Genomic DNA, 23,375 nt, shown 5'->3' with positions numbered 1-23,375 from the left:
TGATGCCGCGTCCTCACGGGATTGGCATCTCCTCTTTTCAAGTCGCGATTGCAGGTCTAGGCTGATCTCATGTTTACGATTGAACACGATTTCGATGCCACCGTCGTGACCTTGGTCGACGAAGACGCAGCCTTTTTGCAAGAGGATGTGACCGTCTCGGCGTTCGAGGATTGCATCACGGTTCAGCAGTTGGACCCTCGCACCGATCAGGTCGTTAAAATCACCCTATCGCTCAGCCAGCTCCGCGATCTTGAGGCGGCATTGGATCTGCCAGAAGGTGTCTATCGTCTGCGCAAGGACGGCTAGACGATCCGAAACACCTTATCCCGCGATGTTGCCCCACGGATCAGATCGAGCCGCGTTTTGGGCACGCCCAGCGCTTTGGACAGCAGTTTGACCACCGCTTTGTTCGCTTTGCCGTCCTCAGGCAACGTGGTTACGTAGACACGGATCGTGTCATCTTCGACGAGGATACGGTCACGGCTGGCCTTGGGTGTTACCCGCACAGCGATTTCAGCGCCCTCAACGGCAAGATGGGAAAGATCAGTCATAGCGACGGGTTTAATCTGCCGCTGCGTATAATTCTACTGATTGAATTCGATCCCGTTAATGCCGATATCCCTAATGAAGCAGGAGATTTTGATGACCGACACGACGATTCCGCCCCTCACACGCAATGACGCCGCCGTAAATTTCCTTTTGACCCGCCGGTCGCGTCCCGCAAAAACGATCAAAGGGCCGGGGCCAGATCGTGCCGCATTGGAAACCATCCTGACCGCCGCAGCCCGCACACCAGACCACGGCGCATTGGTACCATGGCGGTTTATCGTGTTGAGCAAAGAGGCCCTCGAAACCTACGCAGATGCGCTGCAAGCGGCGGGAGAGCGGCTGGGCATCGAACAAGGCAACATCGACAAACCCGCAACCGTCTACGCACAGTCCCCCTGTGCCGTCGTGGTCGTCTACAGCCCCAAAGACGCGGCAAAGGTGCCTGCCATTGAACAGCAGTATTCAGCGGGCGCTGTTTGCCTCAGCCTCGTGAATGCGGCGCTCGCTACGGGTTGGGCTGCCTCGTGGGTGTCTGGCTGGCATAGCCATGATCCACAGTTCACCGCCGAACAGTTGGGCGTCACCGCAGACGAAAAGGTCGCTGGCATCATCCATATCGGCACCGAAGGCATGGTGCCCCCAGAACGCCCCCGCCCTGACCTCAGCCAGATTGTGACGTGGAAATGATCCTCGGCGATTTCTTTAAGGCCGTCGCTCAACTGGGTGATAGCCGCTTTCAGCGGGTTGTGATGCTCGGCATCGGGCTGACCATTGCCCTGCTCGTCGCGATCTACGCGGGCTTTCTGATGCTGATCGACTGGGCAGACCCCTCTGCCCTAACGCTCCCTGGGGTGGGTCAAGTCACGTGGCTGGGCGATCTGCTGTCGTGGGGATCGCTGATCCTGATGATCGTGGCCTCCATGTTCCTGATGGTGCCTGTCGCCTCTGCGATGACGTCGCTCTTTTTGGATGACGTCGCCCAAGCGGTTGAGGACCGCCATTACCCTCACCTGCCACCTGTCCCTCATGTGGGATTCTGGGACGGCCTGCGTGACACGATCAACTTCCTCGGCGTGCTGTTGGTCGGCAACATTCTGGCGTTTGTTCTTTCGACGCTCCTGCCGATTTTCGCGCTGCCGATTTTCTACATGCTGAACGGCTACCTATTGGGTCGAGAATATTTCACCCTCGCTGCCCAGCGCCGTGAGGGTCGCGAAGGCGCCAAAGCCATGCGTCGGCACTATTCGGGACAAATCTGGGTCGCGGGCTGCCTGATGGCCGTGCCGCTCTCATTTCCGCTCGTGAACCTGTTCATTCCAGTGCTTGGCGCGGCAACGTTCACCCACCTCTATCACCGGCTCGCGTCTCGCTGATTATTCAGCGGGACGGCTCACTTCGGGTGTGCTCATGCGGTGGAACCAATCTATGTCGCGCACCGAAATCAGGCCCGACAGGATCACACCAGCGATCACACCCCAAAGCGGAACAGCCACCATCGTGGTGATCCACGCCTTGCGCTTAAAGCTAAAGTTCGCAGGGGAGGACGCATGGGTCCCTTTGACCACCTCGCCCGCCTCACCCTGCGTTTCGAGCCGCAGCGGCAGGACGATAAAGAACACCATGAACCAGATCACGGCAAAGAGGACAAATGCGGACGTCGGAGCCATCGGACTCTCCTGTTAAAGTAAGGGGCGACGGACCGCCCCTTTTGTTTGATGCTTACATACTCTGCTTCAGGTCAGGGGCAAGCCTTAGACCTGCTCAAGCTCGACCAAGCAGCCGTTGAAATCTTTGGGGTGCAGGAACAGAACGGGTTTCCCATGCGCCCCGATTTTCGGCTCGCCTGTGCCTAGAACCCGTGCGCCTTGCTCTTTGAGCTTGTCACGCGCCGCGAGGATATCGTCGACCTCGTAGCAGATGTGGTGAATGCCGCCCGCTGGGTTCTTTTCCAAAAAGCCCGCAATCGGAGAGTTTTCGCCCAACGGATACAGGAGTTCGATCTTTGTGTTCGGCAGTTCGATGAATACGACAGTCACGCCGTGATCAGGTTCGTCCTGCGGCGGGTTCACTTTGGCACCCAAAGTATCACGGTATTGCGCCGATGCGGCCTCTAAGTCCGGCACTGCAATGGCAACATGGTTCAAACGTCCGATCATGCGATCTCTCCCTCATAGCGTTGATCACCTTATCGCGGGTTCCGCCCCCCAAGGCAAAGCTGTCGTTTCGTCGCGGATTAATCTTTCATCAACCATGCTGGTGTTTTCTGACCTCACCCAACCCCGACCAAAGGGCCTGATGATGGACAGCCAAACCGATTTTATGATGACCCTCCCCCCCACCGCCAGCCGCCCCTTGGCTGGGCTGACGCTGCTCTTGGTCGAAGACAGCCGTTTCGCGTCAGAGGCGATGCGCCTCATGACCCAGAGGTCGGGCGCACGATTGCGGCGGGCGGATACGCTGGCGAGCGCGCGAATGCATCTACGCGTCTATCGTCCTGCCGTCGTGATTATCGACCTTGGCCTGCCTGATGGCTACGGCGAAGGATTGATCACGGACCTGTCCCGCGCCCACCCCCGCGTTGATGTGATTCTCGGGACAAGCGGGGATCCAGACGGCGAAATGCGCTCGGTCGTGGCGGGGGCTGATGGATTTCTGCCCAAACCAGTGGGGTCTCTGGCCGCGTTTCAGTCCCTTATCCTCAATCACCTCCCGACGGATCGGCAACTACACGGATTGCGGGTTGTGACGAATGACAATGTCGTCCCCGATCTAGTGGCCTATGAGGATGACCTCGCCCAAGCAGCGGAGGTTCTGTCGCACTGCCATGACGGTAGGTCGCTCGACTATGTGACGCAGTTTCTATCGGGCATCGCCCGCAGTGCCGATGATCACACCCTCACCCACGCGGTCGCGGCGCTGGACCGATGCCGCCATGATGGACAACCGATTCTCCCGTCGTTGTCGCGGGTGATGGCGCTGGTGCAGGATCGTCTATCGGCACCGTCAGGACCGAGGCTACAGTAACCAATAAACACTTCGGATTGTTGCGACGGTCCGATCAATGCCACAATCGGGTGCCTAGTTTCCTCAAAAAAGGCACAAACCGTCCGCCAAGCAGCCCTAGTCAGATGTCAAACCTAACCTCAACGCGGCCCCCGCCGTTAAGAGAGTTAGGAGTGAGATCATGGTAAAAATTATCGACCATATTTGGTCAGAGGACAAAGGCAGCGACCTTGTAGATTGGGTCGTATTGACTGCTGGCCTCATTATGCTGGCCGTTGCTGTGGTTGCCGTGATCGATACATCGACTGGAAAATTTGCGGCGGATAGCCTCCCTCTCTACACTGCGACTGGCGTTTAAGACTTAATCCTCCACGTAAAAAGGCCGGTCAGGTTTCCCTGCCGGCCTCTTTGTTTATCTGACGTTTGCCTTACTTTTCCTGCGGAACAACGCGCAGATTCAGTTCGCGGAGCTGTTCGTTGGTCGGATCGCTCGGCGCGTTCATCATCAGGTCTTCTGCGCGCTGGTTCATCGGGAACATGATGACTTCGCGGATGTTCGCTTCTTCAGCCAAGAGCATCACGATACGGTCGATACCTGCTGCGCAACCACCGTGCGGCGGGGCGCCGTATTGGAACGCGTTAACCATGCCGCCGAACCGCTTTTCGACTTCTTCTTTGCCATAGCCAGCGATTTCGAAGGCTTTGAACATGATCTCAGGCTTGTGGTTACGGATCGCGCCCGACACCAGTTCGTAGCCGTTACAAGCAAGGTCATACTGGAAACCACGAACGGCCAGCGGATCGCCCAACAGCGCGTCCATACCACCCTGCGGCATCGAGAACGGGTTGTGTTCGAAGTCGATTTTGCCAGTCTCGTCGTCTTTTTCGTAGATCGGGAAGTCCACGATCCAAGCAAAGGCGAAACGGTTCTTGTCGGTCAGACCCAGTTCTTCGCCGATGACGTTACGAGCTTTGCCAGCAACCGATTCAAAGGCTTTCGGCTTACCTCCAAGGAAGAACGCCGCGTCACCGATACCGAGGCCAAGCTGCTGGCGGATCGCTTCGGTGCGCTCTGGTCCGATGTTTTTAGCAAGCGGGCCAGCCGCTTCCATTTCACCGTCAGTTTCGCGCCAGAAGATGTAGCCCATGCCCGGCAGCCCCTCTTTCTGAGCGAAAGCGTTCATGCGGTCACAGAATTTACGGCTGCCACCTGTCGGCGCTGGAATTGCGCGTACTTCGGTGCCGTCTTGCTCGAGCAGTTTCGCAAAGATCGCAAAGCCAGACCCGCGGAAGTGTTCCGAGCAGTCCTGCATTTTGATCGGGTTGCGAAGGTCGGGTTTGTCCGAACCATACCACAGCGCCGCGTCTTTGTAAGAAATCTGGGTCCAGTCGCGGTCGACCTTTTTCCCGCCGCCGAACTCTTCAAAGATGCCAGCGATCACAGGCTCAACGGTGTCGAACACGTCTTGCTGGGTGACGAACGACATTTCCATGTCGAGCTGGTAGAAGTCGGTCGGCGAACGGTCAGCGCGCGGGTCTTCGTCACGGAAGCACGGTGCGATCTGGAAATATTTGTCGTAGCCCGACACCATGATCAGCTGTTTGAACTGCTGCGGTGCCTGCGGAAGTGCGTAGAATTTGCCCGGGTGCAGACGCGACGGCACGAGGAAGTCGCGTGCGCCTTCAGGCGAGGACGCCGTGATGATCGGGGTCTGGAATTCGCGGAAACCTTTGTCCCACATGCGACGACGCATAGAAGCGACAACATCCGAACGCAGCTTCATGTTGGTCTGCATCGCTTCACGGCGCAGATCCAGGTAGCGGTATTTCAGACGGGTTTCTTCGGGGTATTCCTGATCGCCAAACACCATTAGCGGAAGTTCAGCGGCTGCGCCCAGCACTTCGATGTCGCGAACAAAGACTTCGATTTCGCCGGTTGGCAGTTTCGGGTTCACCAGCTCTGGATCGCGGGCCTTCACCTCGCCATCGATGCGGATACACCATTCCGAACGAACCTTTTCGACAGCAGAGAACGCAGCCGAGTCGGGGTCGCAGAGAACCTGCGTCACGCCGTAGGTGTCACGCAGGTCGATAAAGAGGATACCGCCGTGGTCGCGCACACGGTGGACCCAGCCCGACAGGCGGACGGTCTCACCAACGTTGTCTTTCGTCAGTGCGGCGCAGGTATGAGTGCGATAGGCGTGCATAATGTCATGTCCCTTGGGTTTGCGGGGTTCCGCGCCGATACACAGGGTTCACCGCCCGATGTCAAGCAAAGGGCGCGAGTTGGACGCGGATAAGGCCTCTTAAAGCGTTCCCCATGTGGATTTCGCGGGCTTTTGACAGGTCAGAGAGGGTCAGAACCTGTTCCTCCCACCCGTTCTGGATCAGTGACTGCCGCAAGATGCCGGGCAAAAGACCAGAGGTCAGAGGCGGCGTGACCCGTCGTCCGTCCTCAGTCACGACGAAGATATTTGTGATCGTGCCCTCACAGACCTCACCCTGTTCATTGAAGAACAGCCATTCATCAACGCCACTCGGCAAGTCAGCGCGGGCCTGATTGTAGAGCGCGCGGTTGGTGGTCTTTACCTTTAGCCACGGGTCGTCGGCATTTAGGCGGGTGCTATGAACCGCAACAGTCCAATGCGGCGGGTTGGGCGGCAGGTGGCCCGTTTCGACCACAGCATTGCCAGCCTCGTTCAGCGTCAGACGAATACGTTCATGCCCTTCGGTTGCGTCAGCCAACGCAGCACGAACCTGAGTTTCATCAAAGGGATAGCCCAGCGCCTCGGCACCGCGTTTCAACCGCGCAAGGTGGAGATCAAGGTAGCGGATACCCTCCGCCCCGCGCCCCATCGTTTCGATCAGGAGGAGGTTTTCGGGTCGATCTGTGCGAAGCGCGCTTTCCATAAGGCTTCCTCGTATTCCGATGCTGGGGTCGAATCCCAAACGATCCCGCCGCCCACGTTCAATGTCGCCTGATCCCCGTCTACCATAAGCGTGCGGATCGCGACGTTGAATTCTGCGCGTCCATCTGGTGCGAACCAACCGATAGACCCGCAGTAGACCTCGCGCGGAGCGGTTTCGAGTTCTTCGATGATCTCCATCGCCCGCAATTTCGGCGCACCCGTGATGGACCCGCAAGGGAATAGCGCCTGCAAAATATCGGGGAAGGTCACGTCATCCATCAAACGCGCCTCAACACGGCTGATCATCTGGTGAACGGTCGCATAGGTTTCGACGTGGAACAGTTTCGGCACCTTAACCGTCCCCGCGACAGAGATTCGCGAGATGTCATTGCGGAGCAAATCCACGATCATCAGGTTTTCGGCGCGGTTCTTTTCATCCATCGACAGGAACGCCTTATTCGCGGCGTCCTCGTCTTCGGTCTTACCGCGCGGCATGGTGCCTTTCATCGGCGCGGTTTCGATCATCCCGTCTTTGATACGGAAGAACAGTTCGGGCGAACGCGAGAGAATCGCAGGGCCATCCTGAACGACCAACGCCGAATGACCGACGGCCTGACGCGCAGCGAGCGCGCCATAGATGCCTTCGGGCGTTCCATCGACCGTCGTGGTGATCGGAAATGTCAGATTGGCCTGATAAATATCGCCCGCCGCGATGTAGTCGCGCAGCTTCCCAATCGCATCGGCATGTTTTGGCGCATCCCAAAGCGGGGCCAAATCGCCGATGGTCCCATCGACTTCTGGCATCACCGCGGGCTTTGGCCCGCCATAAACCCCGAACCGCAATAGCGGCAGTTTACGGTTCTTTGGCATCAACGGCAAAAGCCGCGGCTCTAACGCATAGCCGAGTTCATATGAACAATAGCCAACCAGCCAGCCCTTAGCGGCCTTCAGCTCCTCGAACGCGGCGGGGATATCTTCGGGCTCCCATGCCTCAATAATTTGATGCGGCACATCAAATTCAGCCGCTGACCCATCTGGTCCTCGGTCAAATAAAACACGCATTTTTCGCACCTAATCTTTGCATGCTGGACGGATAAACCAGCCATTCAGCCAGCGACAGTACAAAAGCGACATGGTTTTCGCTAATCATACCCCTTGAACCTTGGGCGACTCTGTCTATAACGCCCAACAATTTGGGCGCGCTATGCGCTCTGCTGTCTGCTGCCATAACATATGAGGGTCCCATGCCGAAGAGAACCGACATCAAGTCGATCATGATCATCGGAGCGGGGCCAATTGTGATTGGCCAAGCTTGCGAGTTTGACTACTCGGGCGCTCAAGCGTGTAAAGCACTTCGCGAAGAAGGCTACCGCGTCATCCTCGTGAACTCGAACCCCGCGACGATCATGACCGACCCTGGTCTGGCCGATGCCACCTACATCGAACCGATCACCCCTGAGGTCGTCGCGAAGATCATCGAGAAAGAACGCCCCGACGCGCTTCTGCCGACGATGGGTGGTCAAACCGGCCTGAACACCTCGCTCGCTCTGGCGGACATGGGTGTGCTCGAGAAATTCAACGTCCAACTCATCGGCGCGAACCGAGAAGCGATCGAGATGGCCGAAGACCGTAAACTGTTCCGCGAAGCGATGGACCGTATCGGCCTCGAAAACCCGCGCGCGACGATTGTGACTGCCCCGAAAAACGAAAAGGGCAAACACGACATCGACGCAGGTGTTAAAATCGCGATGGAAGCACTGGAAGACATCGGTCTGCCTGCAATTATCCGTCCTGCGTTCACCTTGGGCGGCACAGGCGGTGGTGTTGCTTACAACCGCGAAGAATACGAATACTACTGCCGCTCGGGCATGGATGCATCGCCAGTAGGTCAGATCCTCGTCGATGAATCGCTCTTGGGCTGGAAAGAATACGAAATGGAAGTGGTCCGCGACAAAGCGGATAACGCCATCATCGTCTGTTCGATCGAAAACGTGGACCCGATGGGCGTGCACACAGGCGACTCGATCACTGTGGCCCCTGCCCTGACCCTGACCGACAAAGAATACCAGATCATGCGCACTGCTTCGATCGCGGTTCTGCGTGAGATCGGCGTTGAGACAGGCGGTTCGAACGTTCAGTGGGCTGTGAACCCCAAAGACGGCCGTATGGTCGTCATCGAAATGAACCCGCGCGTGTCGCGTTCGTCGGCTCTGGCCTCCAAGGCGACAGGTTTCCCGATTGCTAAAATCGCAGCGAAACTGGCCGTGGGTTATACGCTCGACGAATTGGACAACGACATCACCAAGGTCACGCCGGCATCGTTCGAGCCGACCATTGACTATGTCGTCACCAAAATCCCGCGCTTCGCATTTGAGAAGTTCCCGGGCTCTGAACCCTACCTCACCACCGCAATGAAATCCGTGGGCGAGGCGATGGCGATTGGCCGGACCTTCCACGAGTCGGTCCAGAAAGCCCTCGCTTCGATGGAAACTGGCCTGACTGGTTTCGACGAAGTGAAAATTCCGGGCGCACCGGACAAGGCCGCTGTCTCTGCCGCTCTTGGCAAGGCAACCCCTGACCGTCTGCGCACCATCGCTCAGGCGATGCGCCACGGCTTTACCAACGATGAAATCATCGCGATCACTTCGTTCGATCCGTGGTTCCTCGACCGTATCCGCGAAATCATCGAAGTCGAACAGGACGTGGCTAAAAACGGTCTGCCTGTGACCGAAGATGGTCTGCGTAAGCTCAAAATGATGGGCTTCACCGACGCACGCCTTGCGAAACTAACTGGCCGCGACGAAGCACAAGTGCGCCGCGCACGTCAGAACCTTGGCGTTACGGCTGTGTTCAAACGCATCGACACCTGCGCTGCAGAGTTCGAAGCGCAGACACCCTACATGTATTCCACCTACGAAGCCCCAGCGATGGGCGACGTGGAATGCGAAAGCCGCCCGACCGACCGTAAGAAGGTCGTGATCCTCGGCGGTGGCCCGAACCGTATCGGTCAGGGTATCGAATTTGACTACTGCTGCTGTCACGCATGTTTCTCGCTGACCGATCAGGGTTACGAGACCATCATGATCAACTGCAACCCCGAGACCGTGTCGACCGACTACGACACCTCGGACCGTCTGTATTTCGAACCGCTGACCTTTGAACACGTGATGGAAATCCTTCGCGTGGAACAGGACAACGGCACCCTCCACGGCGTTATCGTTCAGTTCGGCGGCCAAACCCCGCTGAAACTCGCGAACGCGCTGGAAGAAGCAGGTATCCCGATCCTCGGCACCTCGCCGGACGCAATCGACCTCGCAGAAGACCGCGAACGGTTCCAAGACCTCGTGAACCGTCTGGGCCTGAAACAGCCTGTCAACGGCATCGCGTCGACCGACGAACAAGCGTTTGCAATCGCTGCTGATATCGGCTTCCCGCTGGTGATCCGTCCGTCCTACGTTCTGGGTGGCCGCGCGATGGAAATCGTGCGCGATCAGGCGCAGCTCGAACGCTACATCGCCGAAGCTGTGGTTGTTTCGGGTGACAGCCCTGTTCTCTTGGACAGCTACCTCGCTGGCGCGACCGAAGTTGACGTCGACGCACTTTGTGACGGTAAAAACGTCCACGTTGCGGGCATCATGGAACACATTGAAGAAGCAGGCGTTCACTCTGGTGACTCCGCATGCTGTCTGCCGCCGCACACTCTGTCGGCAGAGATCGTTGCTGAAATCCGCAAACAGACCCAGGCTCTCGCGCTCGCGCTCGAAGTCAAAGGCCTGATGAACGTTCAGTTTGCAGTCAAAGACGGCGAAGTTTACCTGATCGAAGTTAACCCGCGCGCATCCCGCACCGTGCCGTTCGTTGCAAAAGCAACCGACAGCGCGATCGCATCTATCGCTGCCCGCCTGATGGCTGGCGAACCGCTGTCGAACTTCCCAGTGCGCGAACCTTATGACGAAACCATCAGCGCTGATCAGATGCAGCCGCAGGGCGACCCGTTCACCCTCGCTGATCCGAAAACGCCTTGGTTCTCCGTCAAAGAGGCTGTTCTGCCCTTCGCTCGCTTCCCCGGCGTTGACACCATCCTTGGACCGGAAATGCGCTCCACGGGTGAGGTCATGGGTTGGGACCGTTCGTTCGCACGTGCGTTCCTCAAGGCGCAGATGGGTGCAGGCACCCACCTGCCAACCGAAGGCACCGTGTTTATCTCGGTTCGTGACAACGACAAGACCGCAGGCATGGTCGAAGCGGCGAAAACCGTCTCTGACCTTGGCTTCAAAATCCTCGCTACCCGCGGAACTGCTTCGTTCCTGAGCGAAAACGGCATCGACTGCGAAATCGTCAACAAAGTTTACGAGGGTGGCCGCACCATAGTCGACCTCTTGAAAGACGGTAAAGTGGACCTCTTGTTCAACACCACCGAAGGTGCGCAGGCTGTGAACGACAGCCGCGATATCCGCTCGGTCGCTCTATATGACAAGCTGCCCTACTTCACCACGGCAGCAGGCAGCCAAGCTGCGGCACAGGCGATGAAGGCCCGCGTTGAGGACGATATCAGCGTCCGCAGCCTCCAAGGTTAATCGCGCAGACATCGATCAAAGGCCGGACCGTCGTGTCCGGCCTTTTTCGTTGGGTCAAACGACCTTTGGTCAATCTGGACAACTAGGGGATTAACGCCCACTCTGCCCCAACGATGTTGGAGGAACCCATGCATTCTGTCGTCCTGACCGCCACCGGCGTATTCACCCCGTCCGAAGTCATCACGAATGACGAATTGGTCGAAGCCTTCAACGCCTACGCGGACCTCCAGAACGCCCAGAACGCGGATGCGATTGAGGCGGGGACCATCGCAGCGATCCCACATTCGAGCAGCGATTTCATTCTAGCCGCCTCTGGCATCGAACAGCGATATGTCATGTCGCGCGACGGCATCCTCGACCCGACACGCATGTATCCACGACTTCCCGAACGGTCCGACGACGAACCGTCGCTCATGGCCGAGATTGGCGTGAAGGCTGCGCAGACCGCTCTCGACCGTGCGGGGCTGACTGGGGCGGACGTTGACCTGATCCTTTGTGCGGCATCGAATATGGAACGCGCCTACCCCGCGATGGCGGTAGAAATTCAGCAGCTCATCGGCGCGGGCGGTATGGCCTTTGACATGAATGTCGCCTGTTCGTCCGCGACCTTTGGCATCCAAACCGCCGCCGATATGATCCGCGCGGGATCGGTGAAACGTGCGCTTGTGATCTCGCCCGAGATTACCTCTGGTCACCTCGAATGGCGCGACCGCGATTGCCACTTCATCTTTGGCGATGTTGCGACGGCAGTTCTGCTAGAGCGCGACGAAGGACAGGACGGGTTCAGCGTTCTCTCAACCCGCTGCGCTACGCAGTTTTCGAACAACATTCGCAATAACAACGGCTTCTTGCGACCGACCCGTGACGCGATGGAAGACCGCCGCGATATGCGGTTTATGCAGAACGGGCGCAAAGTGTTCAAAGAAGTGCTGCCATTGGTCAGCGCCCATATCGCCAATCATATGGCCGACGAAGGGGTTGAGGCGGCAGACCTCAAACGTCTCTGGCTCCATCAGGCGAACAAGACGATGAACGACTACATCGGCAAAAAGGTTCTAGGCCGCGAACCCGAAGCAGGCGAACAGCCCAACATCCTACAGGACTACGCAAACACCTCGTCAGCAGGGTCGATCATCGCTTTTGACAAATACTCCGCTGATCTGGCCAGCGGGGACACGGGCCTGATCTGTTCGTTTGGCGCGGGGTATTCTGTTGGCTCCGTGATCGTTCGGCGCAAATAATCAGACCACGCGACGTTCGAGATGCACTTTCAGGCCCAATAAGGTTTTCTGTAGCGCCATCGCCTCGCGCAGCATACGGCGGGTGTCGTTCTCGGACATGTCCTCCTCAAGCGAGCGACCAAATTCAGCCATCAAAGTAGCATACTGCTCGCTCAACCCGATCATGATCGCGCAAAGGCCTTCGGGCTGCGTCTCTGCATCACCTAGTTTGATCGCACGAATTTCGGCCAAAGCAGATGTCACATGCGGATAGGACGCGACGGCTTCTAATGCGGCCACGGTATCGACTGGCATATAGCGTTCGGCATGTTCTGGAGCTTCAGAGTAATACCGACCCAAGGTCGCCTTGGACTTGCCCGAAACGCGACAGGCCACCTCGATCCCGACATCTTTGACCAAGGCCTCGGTGTGTTTTTTCAAATAACCATTCACTACGGATGAACCTCTAACGCGGTGTACATTTTATTTCGGGGAACCAACCCGATTGTTTCCCATTACACGTTATTGGTTAATTTACCATACATCAGCGCGCATAGCGTGCATTTACCGCACCGCATGCCCCGATTCAGTTTCCAGAATGCGCTGCGGAACCGCCGCGCTAGGCCAGAGAATGCGACCCCATCCTGCGCGCTGTTGGCGGCTTGCCGATCTTCACCGCACCGCGTTCTCTGGCCGCTCAAATCACCTGAGACAGCCCTCTTGCATCTGGACGGTTCTGCCGCTTATTCCTCTGCCATGGCAAAGCTCTATTTCAATTATTCGACCATGAACGCTGGCAAGTCGACGATCCTCTTGCAAGCGAGTCACAACTATATCGAACGCGGAATGCAGACCTATCTGCTGACGGCGCGGTTTGATGATCGTGCAGGCGCTGGCCGCATTGCGAGCCGTATCGGCATCGGTGCTGATGCCGATACCTACACGCCCGAAAGCGATCTCTTTGCCCAGATCGAAACCCGCCTGAACGAAGGTCCTTGCGCCTGTGTTTTCGTCGATGAGGCTCAGTTCCTGACGGAGACCCAAGTCTGGCAGCTCGCCCGCGTGGTGGATGACCTCAACGTGCCGATCATGTGCTACGGGCTGCGCGTCGATTTTCAGGGCAAACTGTTCCCTGGTTCAGCGGCTCTGCTCGCCCTTGCGGACGAAATGCGTGAAGTGCGGACGATCTGCCATTGCGGGAAAAAAGCGACCATGGTCGTGCGCAAAGACGAAAACGGCGTCGTTGTGACCGATGGTGCGCAGGTGTCGATCGGCGGCAATGATCGCTACGTATCCCTTTGCCGCCGACATTGGCGCGAAGCCGTGGGTGATCGCGGTTAATTCACCCGCTGCGGCGGCTCACGACCCTCGCTCCACGCGATGATGTTATCGAGCGCCATCTGCCCCATCGCCTGACGGGTTTCGACTGTCGCAGAGCCAAGGTGCGGCAGCAGTACACAGTTTTCCAACGCCACGAGACGCGCAGGCACATGCGGTTCGTTTTCATACACGTCCAGACCAGCACCCGCGATCTTACCCGCCTCCAGCACATCGATCAGCGCGGTTTCATCGACCACTTCACCCCGTGCAATGTTCACGAAAATCCCGTGTGGCTGCATGGCACCCAGCACGTCGGCGTTGATCAAATACCGCGTCTCTGCGCCACCGGGCACAGTCACAACGAGGAAATCGACAGACGCTGCAAGCTCGGTCAGGCTCCTGATCTGTGTCGCAGGGAAATCTACCGATTTGGGGCTGCGGTTATAGAACAGCACTTCCATCCCGAACCCGTAGTGGCAACGACGCGCAACCGCTTGACCGATGCGGCCCATGCCGACGATACCAACGCGTTTACCCGTCACATGAGTGCCGAGTTTTACCTTCGGGCCAAAGCCCTCCCACTGGCCCGCACGCAGCATCCGTTCGCCTTCGCCCGCACGACGTGCGGTGGCGAGGATGAGAGTCAGGCCGATATCAGCCGTCGCATCCGTCAGAACGTCAGGCGTGTTGGTGACGATCACCCCAGCCTTAGCAGCAGCGGCCGCGTCGATGTGGTTATACCCAACACCGAAATTCCCGAGGATCTTGCACCGCATTTCCCCCGCAAAAGCATCAGCCGAGAACGCATCGCCCAAGGTCGGCAGGATCGCGTCGTAAGTCGCCAAAGCCTCTGCCGCGTCTGCGACAGTCAACGGATTACCGTCCGTCCGAACAGTCAGATCAAACAGCCCCGCCGCCTGTTCGAGAACAGGTTCCGCGATTTGGCGCGTGATGAGTAGTTTCTTCAATGTAGCCTCCCCCCGACTGGCACCACGTCATCGGGGCCAACCAAAACAATGTCGCCATTTTCGTCAGGCAGCCCGAGCACCAAAACCTCAGACATGAACTTCCCGATTTGCCGAGGCGGGAAATTCACAACGCCCATCACCTGTTTCCCAACAAGCTCTTCTGGCGTGTAGTGCTTGGTCACTTGCGCCGAACTGCGACGCTCACCGATCTCTCCTCCGAAATCGATCCACATCTTGATCGCGGGTTTGCGGGCCTCGGGATAGGGTTCTGCACGGATGACACGACCCACGCGGATGTCCACCTTTAGGAAATCGTCAAAGTCGATGTCAGCCATTGGACAGTTCCTGATCCCGTTTCACCGCAGCCTCGACCGCACGAACGAGAAGTGGCGGAAAACCATCTGTGTCGTTCATCAGAACTTGCAAGGCCTCATAGGTCACTCCGTTCGGAGAGGTCACATTTTGGCGGAGCGTTGCAGGGTCCTCAGCGGCTTCTTCAGCCAGTGCGCCTGCACCACCCACCGTCGCTTTGGCGAGCTTCATCGCCAGATCAGGCGCAAGTCCCGCGCCGACACCCGCCGCAGCCATCGCTTCGATCAGGTGGAAAACATAGGCAGGACCACAGCCAGAAATCGCGGTGACCGCGCTCATCTGATGTTCACCCTCAAGGCGCACAACCTGCCCTATCGCCGACAACAGCGCATCAGCAAGATCGAGCATTGGGCCAGACGCATGAGCATTGCCAACGATGGCCGTGATCCCACGACCGATCGCAGCGGGCGTGTTCGGCATCGCGCGAATGATTGGCGTCTGGGCACCCAACATTGTCTCATAGGTGGCAATTGTGATCCCAGCTGCAACAGACAGGAACACGGTCGTGCCATTGCCCAAGGCCTGCAAGGTCGGCAGGGCATCACCCATCATCTGTGGTTTCACCGCAACTAGAACAACCGCTGGATCAGCAGGGAGCGCTTTATTCACGTGCACCCCTTGCGCCTTGAGCCAATCGCTCGGGAATGGGTCGTTCACCCAGACAGAGGTTGCGGGCAGTCCCGACTTCAACCAGCCCGCCAGCATAGCCGAACCCATTTTACCGCAGCCCAGCAAAACCAGACCGCGATGCGCAACATCATCCATATTCATGAGAATTCCCCGTGTCATTTGCACTATTGATAGCAGGCAAACGAACGGGTTCAAGGCGCGGCGGTTGATCCCCGCCCCGCCGATAAAGTGTTACGCGGTGCCGTAAGCCTCGGTGAGGGCGATCTGCATCGCCTCTGCAACGTCACGTTCGGCCCAAGTGACCAGTTGGAACGCAGGATAGAACCGTTCACAGCTCATGACCGCCGCACCGATGATCGTATCGATCTGATCAGGCGTTGCGATCTGGTCGGTGCCAAGCACCAGACCATAACGGAACACCATGACCTTTTGCCCTGTCCACCATGTGAAATTACCAGACCAGCACATCTCATTCGCCGCGTTCAGCGCCTCATACAAGGCGGGCTCGCGGTGTGCGGGTGGCTCCATATCGAAGGTGCAGATCAGACGGAGGGTCTGATCATAGTGGGACCACGCGAGAGTGATGGAATAGGTGCGCCATTGGCCTTCGACTTGCATCGCGATTTGGTCGTCCGCGATACGGTCGAATTCCCATTCGTGAAATTCAGCGATGTTTTCAACGACATCAATCGGATGAATGTCACCGCTGTCTTCGAAATGCTCGGTCAGTGCCATTGCTCGGCCTCGTTCGCTATTGCGCTTGGGCATAAGCAGCGTCCCTAGCGCTTGGTGCCTGCTCAAGGACCTGTGGATATATCCACAACCCCATACGATATATGGTGGGCCGAGAGGCGCTATTCTGTAAAGCACTTTCTTGGGGATAACGCAGCCATCGCCGAAATTTCATGTGGATGACTCAAAAAACCGCAGCGTTCGAAAACGAAAAAGGCGGCATTTACGCCGCCTCGTCCCTTATCTTGGTCTCTTAAAAAACAGCTATCGCGTCAAAATCACGCCAGCCGCGCAAAGCGCGATCACCGAAGCCACCCAAAAACCTTTGCGGTTCCGCAAAGGCGTACGAGCGTTACACCAACCACAAAACTCAGATCCGAACCGAAGTTTGTGATCGCACTTCGGACATTTAAACAACCGAACTGCATCCATGGTAGAAATCTCATAAATAATGGAATCTTATGAGAAACCTGTATCAAGGTGAGACTAGTCTTTCAGCACGAAAATCCAAAAGGTAAGCGACGCTATCTTTTTGTGTTCAATTCCACACAGAAATTACAACTTTTAGGTTATCGTCCGCATCCTAATTCCACTATGGGCGAACGAACGTCAGATAATGAGGCGTCCGACCTTCACGCAGGGCTTTTTGCTCATAGCGGGTTGAATACCAATCTGACCATGGTTGGCTCCAATCCTGTGGGCCTTCGGCTTGCCAGACGAACCCTGCCTTGGGCACTTCGATCAGAGTTTGACGCACATAGTCAGGAATATCCGTCGCCACGCGGAACTCTGCACCTGGCTTCAACACACGGAACAGCGGCTCCAGATGTTCTGCGGTCACGAACCGACGACGGTGGTGGCGCTTTTTCGGCCACGGGTCGGGGTAGTTCAGGAATGCTTTAGAAATCGAGTGATCGGGGAGAACGTCGAACAAATCCCGCGCATCGCCCGGATGGACAGCAACGTTCTGGGTTTGCAGCTTGCGTATCTTGCCCAAGAGCATCGCGACACCGTTCATAAACGGTTCACAACCGATGATCTCAATCTCGGGGTAGGTTTCACCCATGTGAACGAGGTGTTCGCCCCCACCGAACCCGATTTCGAGCCAAACTGGTTTACCCTTAAACCGCGCGTCCATATCAATGGGGTCACGATTAGGGTTAATGTCCCAGCTCACCGCACCTGGCGACAAGGCCTCTAGATCTTCGTCCAGATAGTCCTTCTGAGCCTGATTCAGGGTTTTCCCATGAATACGGCCGTAGAAATTGCGCCAAGGGGCTTCGGGGTGTTTGTTCGATGCGGTCATGGGCGGCGCCATAGCAACTCCGTGCTCTGCGCGCAATAAACCAAAAAGAAAGGCGACCCGAAGGCCGCCTTTTTCATTGGATCAAACCGCTTTCTTGAGCGTCTCGACCAGATCGGTCTGTTCCCAAGAGAAACCACCGTCCGCCTCGGGCGCACGACCAAAGTGGCCGTAAGCTGCAGTGCGGGCATAGATCGGTTTGTTCAGGCCTAGATGAGTGCGGATGCCGCGTGGGGTCAGGTCCATGGCTTGCGCAACCGCGCGTTCGATCGCAGCCTCATCCACGGTGTTTGTGCCGTAGGTGTTTGCGTAGATCGACAGCGGCTTTGCTACGCCAATCGCATAGGACAACTGGATGGTGCATTTGTCAGCCAGACCAGCAGCAACAACGTTCTTTGCCAGATAGCGCGAAGCATATGCCGCCGAACGGTCAACCTTGGTTGGGTCTTTGCCAGAGAACGCGCCGCCACCATGCGGAGCCGCGCCGCCGTAGGTGTCCACGATGATCTTACGGCCCGTCAGACCCGCATCCCCATCGGGGCCACCAATGACAAACTTGCCTGTTGGGTTGATCCACCATTCAGTCGCGTCGGTCAGCCAGCCCTCGGGCAGCACTTCGCGGATGTAGGGCTCAACAATTGCACGCACGTCATTCGACGACAGCGATTCATCAAGGTGCTGCGTCGACAGAACCAGCGAGGTCACGCCAACGGGTTTGCCATCACGATACTGGATCGACAGCTGAGATTTCGCATCCGGTCCCAGCGCAGGCTCTGTTCCGTTTTTGCGAACTTCGGCCAGACGGCGCAGGATCGCATGTGCGTATTGGATCGGCGCAGGCATAAGCGCTTCGGTTTCGTTTGTGGCGTAGCCGAACATGATGCCCTGATCGCCTGCGCCTTCATCTTTGTCCGCGGTCGCATCAACGCCTTGGGCGATATGCGCAGACTGTTCGTGAAGAAGGTTGGTGATCTCGACCGTATTCCAGTGGAATTTGTCTTGTTCGTAACCAATGTCTTTGATCGCGCCACGGACGAGGTCCGGCACGGCGTTCATGTATTCAGTAAGTTTGGATTGATCCGACAGGCCAACTTCGCCACCGATTACGACACGATTTGTGGTCGCAAAGGTTTCGCAGGCAACGCGGGCCTCGGGCTCTTCAGCCAGAAATGCATCAAGAATGGTGTCCGAGATACGGTCGCAAACCTTATCCGGATGGCCTTCGGAAACCGATTCCGAAGTGAAAATATAGTCGTTACGTGACATTGAAATGCTCCGTTAGGGTGAACCCGCCACGCCAGGAAGCCGTTGTGGGGGCATAATGGAGGACGGCTAATCCTCTGTGCGTTCTAGGTCAACCGGATATTATCCGGCGTCGTATTGCTACGGCTGAGCATGACAAAAGGATCACTATTACCAATGGCCACGATCCAAATCGAGCAAAAATAGTCTCTGCGCGGGCTTGGGGGAGTGTCGCATCCACATATCCGACCGTTTCAAACGGCAGCGATGCGGTGACAGCACCGCGCGCATCGATCATCGCCGTTAGCCCTGTATTCCCCACCCGCACCATAGGAAGTCCCTGTTCGATAGCACGCAGACGGGCTTGGGCGAAATGTTGGCGCGGACCAGCATCGGGGCCAAACCACGCGTCATTGGTAATGAGGACCAAGGCTCTGGGACGCTCGGCGCTGGCGGACATGCTCGGAAAAATCCCCTCGTAACAGATCAGGGGCAAAATACCGCCAACTTCTGGCACAGTGATCAGATCGCCCGATTGCCCTGCCGCATAGGCCGCACCATCCGCCGCCGCTAAACCGTGGATGCCGAAACGGGCCAGCAGGTCGCCAAAGGGGATGTACTCGCCGAACGGCACCAGATGCCGCTTGTCATAGATCGCATCAACCGCTCCGCCCGCACCAACCATGGCGAGGCTGTTGTAATAGAGACCACCCTCTTCGCGGTTCACGCCAAAGATCACTGGGGTATCGTTCGACGTATCCGCGATGTCGGTCAGGATGGGGCCAGAATAGTTAAGCAGATATGGGATCGCAGTTTCAGGCCAGACCACCAGATCGACAGGCGGCTCTGCTTCGGTTGCTGCGATCATACGGCGGTAGAAAGCCTCTGCCCGTTCAGGGATCCACTTTTCATCCTGCGGTGCGCTTGGCTGGACCAATCGGACCACAGGGCCATCGCTGGGTTGTGGGTCAGGTGAATAGGTGACTGCGGGCAGCAACAAGGCCGCACATACAGGAATGATCGCCGAGCGATACCGCATCGCTGCTGCCGCGACTGCTGCAACAACGATGATCAGAACAGACAGCCCCTCTGCCCCGATATAGGCCATCAAAGATGCGCTGATTGTATCGAGGTATCCTTGGCCAAATTGCACCCACGGGAACCCCGTGAACAAATGCGCGCGCGCCAATTCAGCGAGGATCAGGCCCAGCGCCCATGCCGACATGCCCCGACCGATGCGAAAGGCCACCCATACGCCCGCCGCCCAAAATGCGGCAAGTCCTGCAGGCAGTAGCACTGCCGCAAAAGGCGCCATCCAAGAATAGAGATCAGCCTCCACATAGAACGGGTTCACAATCCACGTGAGCGTCAGCCCGAAATACCCGAACCCAACCAGCCACGCGCGTCCCGCCGCCGCCCGCGCCTCTAATCCCTGCAATAGCAGAGCGAATAGAACCAGCGCGGGTAAGATCATGACGGGGAGCGCGACAGGCTCTTGTCCCAAAGACAGTGCCATCCCTGCGGCCAATGGCAGGCCATAAGCCGACAGGGCACGGTTCAAGGCTTAGTCCTCGGCTTTGGAATGTAGACGCACGCGCAAACGTTTGATCCGCCGCGGGTCTGCATCGACAACTTCGAACTCTGGGCCATCAGGGTGTTTAATGACTTCACCACGAGCGGGCACGTGACCCGCCAGCATAAAGACCAGACCACCGAGCGTATCGACCTCTTCTGCGTCAATCTCATCATGAGCCGTCAGATCGAGGCCGATCTCTTCTTCGAATTCATCGAGAAGCGTCTTGGCCTGCGCCATGTAGATGCCATTGCCCGTGCGGGTGAAGGTTTCATCCTCTTCGACGTCATGTTCGTCTTCGATTTCACCCACGACCTGTTCGATCAAATCCTCGATCGTCACGAGGCCATCGGTGCCACCGTATTCGTCAATGACCAAAGCCATATGGATCCGCTCTGCCTGCATCTTTTGCAGAAGAACATGCAGCGGCATCGACGGCGGCACATAGAGCAGCGGACGCAACATCTCTTTTACATCGAACTCTGGCGTGTCCCCGTTGAACCCATGCCGCAGGGCAAAGTCCTTGAGGTTGGCAAAGCCAAGCGGCGTATCGAGCGTGCCATCATAGACAGGCAGACGAGTCAGGCCGCTTTCACGGAACACCTGTACCAGTTCGTCTTTGCCAATGGTCGCAGAGACCGCAACGATTTCGGCCTTGGGGATGCTCACATCCTCAACGCGCATACGACGCAGGTTCGATAGACCCAATGTGGTGGTCACCGAATGCGTTTTACTACCGTTAAACTCTGCCTCAGGAAGATCATCAGACGGGCTAAGTGCGCCAATAATACGGCTGAAAAAACCACTACGTTGTTCGTCAATTTGGTCCGATTGCGCGCTCTGCGCTGCGATAGAAGGACCCTCGCTGGTGTCGCCCATTGTCTCCAAACCTATGGTCGCGGCGTCAGGGCCCGACCTTCATTCCTCTGAATATGGGTCAGCAATACCCATTTTGCCAAGTATCTCTGTCTCTAATCCCTCCATAAGAGACGCGTCACCCTCTCTTATGTGATCAAAACCCAACAGATGGAGCACGCCATGGACCATCAAATGGGTCGCATGATGCTCTAACAACTTCCCCGCTTCGTCCGCTTCGCGAGCGCAGGTATCGTAGGAAATCGCGATATCACCCAGTTCGATTGCGCCGAATACGTCCTCTTCGGGCGGTTCGGGCAGTTCGCCTTCAACTTCGGCGCCACGCTCATCGGCAGGCCAAGACAGAACATTCGTCGCCTTATCCTTTTCACGGAAATCGGCGTTTAGTTCTTTGATTTTATCGTCACCACAGCCGAGGATGGACAGCTCACACTCCTCAGGATCAATATCCAAGCGCTCGAGAACAGCAATCGCTGCGCGCTCTGCAATCGCAGACAGCCCCAGCGTTTCCCAACGGTTGTCGGTGATGTCGATATCAATGTCCACGGGCATGCACTCCGGTCAGGTTGGGCGGCGCATAACAGGCCGCCCGCCCCTCTGCCAGAGATTACTTGCGCGAGGCATCCGCATCATAAGCTTCAATGATCGCAGCCACGAGCGGGTGACGCACCACGTCTTTGGCTGTGAAGTAGTTGAAGCTGATCTTTGGAATGCCCTTCAGCAGCCGTTCCGCATCAGCAAGGCCAGAGTCCACACCACGCGGAAGGTCGACCTGAGAACGGTCCCCCGTGATCACCATACGTGAACCTTCACCAAGACGGGTCAGGAACATCTTCATCTGCATAGTGGTCGCGTTCTGCGCTTCGTCCAACACAACAAAGGCATTGGACAGGGTGCGGCCCCGCATAAAGGCAAGCGGCGCGATCTCGATCTTCTTCTCTTCGATCAGTTTGGCCGTCTGTTTCCCCGGCAGGAAATCATCCAGCGCATCGTAGAGAGGCTGCATATAGGGATCGACCTTGTCCTTCATATCACCAGGGAGGAAGCCGAGCTTTTCACCCGCTTCGACCGCAGGACGGGACAGGATAATCTTATCCACGTGGCCCTGAATGAACATGGACACGCCGACAGCAACCGCGAGATAGGTTTTACCCGTGCCCGCTGGGCCGATGCCAAACGCAAGTTCGTTTTTGAACAGGTTTTGGACATAGGCCTTTTGCGCGTCGGTGCGCGGCTCAATCACCTTTTTACGGGTCTTGATCTCAACGGGTCCGCCCTTGAACATCTCCATCTGATCACCTGCTTGCGGTGCGGTCTCTTTTTCAGAGTTGCCCATGCGAAGTTCGCGATCAATGTCGCCCGCTTCGATGCCGCGTCCAGATTCCAGACGAGAGTAAAGAGATTGCAGAACCTCTGCGCCCTGTTTCTGCGAGGCTTCCTCACCGATTAAGATCAGGTGGTTACCACGTCGCGCAATCTGTATTCCCAGTCGTTCCTCAATCTTGGCCAGATTTCTGTCGTGCTCTCCACACAGGTCGATGAGCAGAAAGTTATCCGGAAATTCGATGACGAATTCGCTAGCGGGGGTCAAGATATCGACTGGCAATCACGACTCCTTACAACAGGTTGTGTACTTTCATGGTGGCAAGAACTTGGACCTGTGGCAAGCGTCTCATGCGTATGTGACAGCTGAAAGACGAAAAAGGCCGCGGATCTCACCGCGGCCTGTTCATTCTGCACATTCTATAAACAGTTAGAGAGGGTCTGCAATCGGCGAACCATCTTTGAACGGACCAACCGCGTAGTTCGGCGGGGCAACGCCCGAACACACAGGAAGACCATCAGGGGTCAGACGCGGCGACAGATACCCTTCGACACCGTCATCGATGATCCAGTGGTCACAGCCATGCGGGTCAACCCAGATGCCAGCAACCATGTCCGACAGGTGGTGTTTGTTCACGCCGTAGTCGATGCTTTTGTCAGCGCCAATGCCACCACGACCCATAAAGCCAGAGCCTTCGAACCCTTCGGCACCGATACAAGCCGAAAGCGAAGCTGCAGCAGCGAGAGCGAACGTTAGTTTAACGAGTTTCATGTCCAT

At 57.1% G+C, this 23,375-nt stretch carries 26 protein-coding genes and 1 riboswitch; of the genes, 8 read left to right on the top strand and 18 right to left on the bottom strand.

Going from position 1 to position 23,375, the window contains the following annotated elements; all coding sequences use genetic code 11:
• The first annotated feature begins 69 nt into the window (after window positions 1-69).
• Entirely contained in the window at window positions 70-306 is a 237-nt protein-coding gene (locus QWY83_RS12205) for a DUF8831 family protein (protein ID WP_067550788.1), read from the top strand.
• Here the strand turns inward: QWY83_RS12205 and QWY83_RS12200 are convergent.
• Window positions 303-551, bottom strand: a complete 249-nt coding sequence (locus QWY83_RS12200) for a DUF167 domain-containing protein (protein WP_249946912.1) — start codon at window positions 549-551, stop codon at window positions 303-305. The genes QWY83_RS12205 and QWY83_RS12200 overlap by 4 nt on opposite strands.
• A 91-nt stretch (window positions 552-642) precedes the next feature.
• Between QWY83_RS12200 and QWY83_RS12195 the strand changes: the two genes are divergently transcribed.
• Window positions 643-1,236 carry a nitroreductase family protein gene (locus QWY83_RS12195; protein ID WP_249946911.1) on the top strand — a complete coding sequence of 198 codons (594 nt, stop codon included), beginning with the start codon at window positions 643-645 and terminating at the stop codon, window positions 1,234-1,236.
• A complete protein-coding gene (locus QWY83_RS12190) occupies window positions 1,233-1,922 on the top strand; it encodes an EI24 domain-containing protein (RefSeq protein ID WP_105234199.1) in 690 nt (229 codons plus the stop codon). The genes QWY83_RS12195 and QWY83_RS12190 overlap by 4 nt, the downstream gene beginning before the upstream one ends.
• On the opposite strand, the gene QWY83_RS12185 is transcribed toward QWY83_RS12190, so the two are convergent.
• Together QWY83_RS12185 and mce are read right to left on the bottom strand one after the other, a co-directional pair.
• Complete coding sequence (locus QWY83_RS12185; protein ID WP_249946910.1) at window positions 1,923-2,216, bottom strand: DUF1467 family protein; 294 nt, start codon at window positions 2,214-2,216, stop codon at window positions 1,923-1,925. It lies immediately after the preceding gene.
• Window positions 2,217-2,300: 84 nt separating this feature from the next.
• Window positions 2,301-2,705, bottom strand: coding sequence for a methylmalonyl-CoA epimerase (mce, locus tag QWY83_RS12180; RefSeq protein ID WP_105234198.1), 405 nt, complete (start codon window positions 2,703-2,705; stop codon window positions 2,301-2,303).
• Window positions 2,706-2,847: 142 nt separating this feature from the next.
• Here mce and QWY83_RS12175 point away from each other — a divergent pair, with 142 nt between their 5' ends.
• Window positions 2,848-3,573, top strand: coding sequence for a response regulator (locus tag QWY83_RS12175; RefSeq protein ID WP_249947058.1), 726 nt, complete (start codon window positions 2,848-2,850; stop codon window positions 3,571-3,573).
• A gap of 160 nt (window positions 3,574-3,733) precedes the next feature.
• Complete coding sequence (locus tag QWY83_RS12170) at window positions 3,734-3,910, top strand: hypothetical protein (protein ID WP_156529597.1); 177 nt, start codon at window positions 3,734-3,736, stop codon at window positions 3,908-3,910.
• 70 nt (window positions 3,911-3,980) lie between these two features.
• Here QWY83_RS12170 and aspS read toward each other — a convergent pair whose 3' ends face one another.
• The 3 genes from aspS to QWY83_RS12155 all read right to left on the bottom strand — a co-directional run bounded on the left by aspS (window position 3,981) and on the right by QWY83_RS12155 (window position 7,523).
• A complete protein-coding gene (gene aspS / locus QWY83_RS12165) occupies window positions 3,981-5,759 on the bottom strand; it encodes an aspartate--tRNA ligase (protein WP_249946909.1) in 1,779 nt (592 codons plus the stop codon).
• A 61-nt stretch (window positions 5,760-5,820) separates the two neighbouring features.
• A complete protein-coding gene (locus QWY83_RS12160) occupies window positions 5,821-6,462 on the bottom strand; it encodes an aminotransferase class IV family protein (RefSeq protein WP_249946908.1) in 642 nt (213 codons plus the stop codon).
• The gene (locus QWY83_RS12155; RefSeq protein WP_249946907.1) at window positions 6,417-7,523 is read right to left on the bottom strand and encodes an aminodeoxychorismate synthase component I; all 1,107 of its coding nucleotides are present in this window, start codon (window positions 7,521-7,523) and stop codon (window positions 6,417-6,419) included. The genes QWY83_RS12160 and QWY83_RS12155 overlap by 46 nt, the downstream gene beginning before the upstream one ends.
• Before the next feature lie 182 nt (window positions 7,524-7,705).
• Here QWY83_RS12155 and carB point away from each other — a divergent pair, with 182 nt between their 5' ends.
• Window positions 7,706-11,038 carry a carbamoyl-phosphate synthase large subunit gene (gene carB, locus QWY83_RS12150; protein ID WP_249946906.1) on the top strand — a complete coding sequence of 1,111 codons (3,333 nt, stop codon included), beginning with the start codon at window positions 7,706-7,708 and terminating at the stop codon, window positions 11,036-11,038.
• A 128-nt stretch (window positions 11,039-11,166) separates the two neighbouring features.
• Entirely contained in the window at window positions 11,167-12,279 is a 1,113-nt protein-coding gene (locus QWY83_RS12145; RefSeq protein WP_249946905.1) for a beta-ketoacyl-ACP synthase III, read from the top strand.
• On the opposite strand, the gene QWY83_RS12140 is transcribed toward QWY83_RS12145, so the two are convergent.
• Window positions 12,280-12,699 carry a hypothetical protein gene (locus QWY83_RS12140; RefSeq protein ID WP_249946904.1) on the bottom strand — a complete coding sequence of 140 codons (420 nt, stop codon included), beginning with the start codon at window positions 12,697-12,699 and terminating at the stop codon, window positions 12,280-12,282.
• A 315-nt stretch (window positions 12,700-13,014) separates the two neighbouring features.
• Here QWY83_RS12140 and QWY83_RS12135 point away from each other — a divergent pair, with 315 nt between their 5' ends.
• Entirely contained in the window at window positions 13,015-13,599 is a 585-nt protein-coding gene (locus tag QWY83_RS12135) for a thymidine kinase (protein ID WP_249947057.1), read from the top strand.
• Here QWY83_RS12135 and QWY83_RS12130 read toward each other — a convergent pair.
• The 11 genes from QWY83_RS12130 to QWY83_RS12080 form a co-directional block, all read right to left on the bottom strand.
• Window positions 13,596-14,546, bottom strand: a complete 951-nt coding sequence (locus tag QWY83_RS12130) for a 2-hydroxyacid dehydrogenase (RefSeq protein ID WP_249946903.1) — start codon at window positions 14,544-14,546, stop codon at window positions 13,596-13,598. The genes QWY83_RS12135 and QWY83_RS12130 overlap by 4 nt on opposite strands.
• The gene (locus QWY83_RS12125) at window positions 14,543-14,881 is read right to left on the bottom strand and encodes a tRNA-binding protein (protein ID WP_105234190.1); all 339 of its coding nucleotides are present in this window, start codon (window positions 14,879-14,881) and stop codon (window positions 14,543-14,545) included. The genes QWY83_RS12130 and QWY83_RS12125 overlap by 4 nt, the downstream gene beginning before the upstream one ends.
• A complete protein-coding gene (gene proC, locus QWY83_RS12120) occupies window positions 14,874-15,689 on the bottom strand; it encodes a pyrroline-5-carboxylate reductase (RefSeq protein WP_249947056.1) in 816 nt (271 codons plus the stop codon). Before proC ends, QWY83_RS12125 begins: the two co-directional genes overlap by 8 nt.
• Before the next feature lie 90 nt (window positions 15,690-15,779).
• Window positions 15,780-16,283 carry a type III secretion system chaperone family protein gene (locus QWY83_RS12115; RefSeq protein ID WP_105234188.1) on the bottom strand — a complete coding sequence of 168 codons (504 nt, stop codon included), beginning with the start codon at window positions 16,281-16,283 and terminating at the stop codon, window positions 15,780-15,782.
• A gap of 589 nt (window positions 16,284-16,872) precedes the next feature.
• Window positions 16,873-17,586: a tRNA (guanine(46)-N(7))-methyltransferase TrmB gene (gene trmB / locus QWY83_RS12110; RefSeq protein ID WP_249946902.1), complete on the bottom strand. Its 714-nt coding sequence runs from the start codon at window positions 17,584-17,586 to the stop codon at window positions 16,873-16,875.
• 81 nt (window positions 17,587-17,667) lie between these two features.
• On the bottom strand, window positions 17,668-18,849 hold the full coding sequence (gene metK, locus QWY83_RS12105) for a methionine adenosyltransferase (RefSeq protein ID WP_249946901.1): 1,182 nt from the start codon (window positions 18,847-18,849) through the stop codon (window positions 17,668-17,670).
• A gap of 5 nt (window positions 18,850-18,854) precedes the next feature.
• Window positions 18,855-18,903: riboswitch (SAM-SAH riboswitch) on the bottom strand.
• A 34-nt stretch (window positions 18,904-18,937) separates the two neighbouring features.
• Window positions 18,938-20,386 carry an apolipoprotein N-acyltransferase gene (gene lnt, locus QWY83_RS12100; protein WP_249946900.1) on the bottom strand — a complete coding sequence of 483 codons (1,449 nt, stop codon included), beginning with the start codon at window positions 20,384-20,386 and terminating at the stop codon, window positions 18,938-18,940.
• A gap of 3 nt (window positions 20,387-20,389) precedes the next feature.
• Window positions 20,390-21,277 (bottom strand): transporter associated domain-containing protein, encoded by an 888-nt coding sequence (locus QWY83_RS12095; protein ID WP_105234185.1) that lies wholly within the window; start codon window positions 21,275-21,277, stop codon window positions 20,390-20,392.
• 39 nt (window positions 21,278-21,316) lie between these two features.
• Entirely contained in the window at window positions 21,317-21,826 is a 510-nt protein-coding gene (gene ybeY, locus QWY83_RS12090; RefSeq protein ID WP_435404528.1) for an rRNA maturation RNase YbeY, read from the bottom strand.
• A 55-nt stretch (window positions 21,827-21,881) separates the two neighbouring features.
• On the bottom strand, window positions 21,882-22,880 hold the full coding sequence (locus QWY83_RS12085; protein ID WP_249946898.1) for a PhoH family protein: 999 nt from the start codon (window positions 22,878-22,880) through the stop codon (window positions 21,882-21,884).
• A 147-nt stretch (window positions 22,881-23,027) separates the two neighbouring features.
• Window positions 23,028-23,369 carry a hypothetical protein gene (locus QWY83_RS12080; RefSeq protein WP_105236267.1) on the bottom strand — a complete coding sequence of 114 codons (342 nt, stop codon included), beginning with the start codon at window positions 23,367-23,369 and terminating at the stop codon, window positions 23,028-23,030.
• Window positions 23,370-23,375 lie beyond the last annotated feature (6 nt).

The sequence above is a fragment of the Marivivens donghaensis genome, from assembly GCF_030410045.1.
GTDB lineage: Bacteria > Pseudomonadota > Alphaproteobacteria > Rhodobacterales > Rhodobacteraceae > Marivivens > Marivivens donghaensis.
Note: the sequence above shows the minus strand (reverse complement) of the source record. Positions and strands in the feature narration are given on the sequence as shown.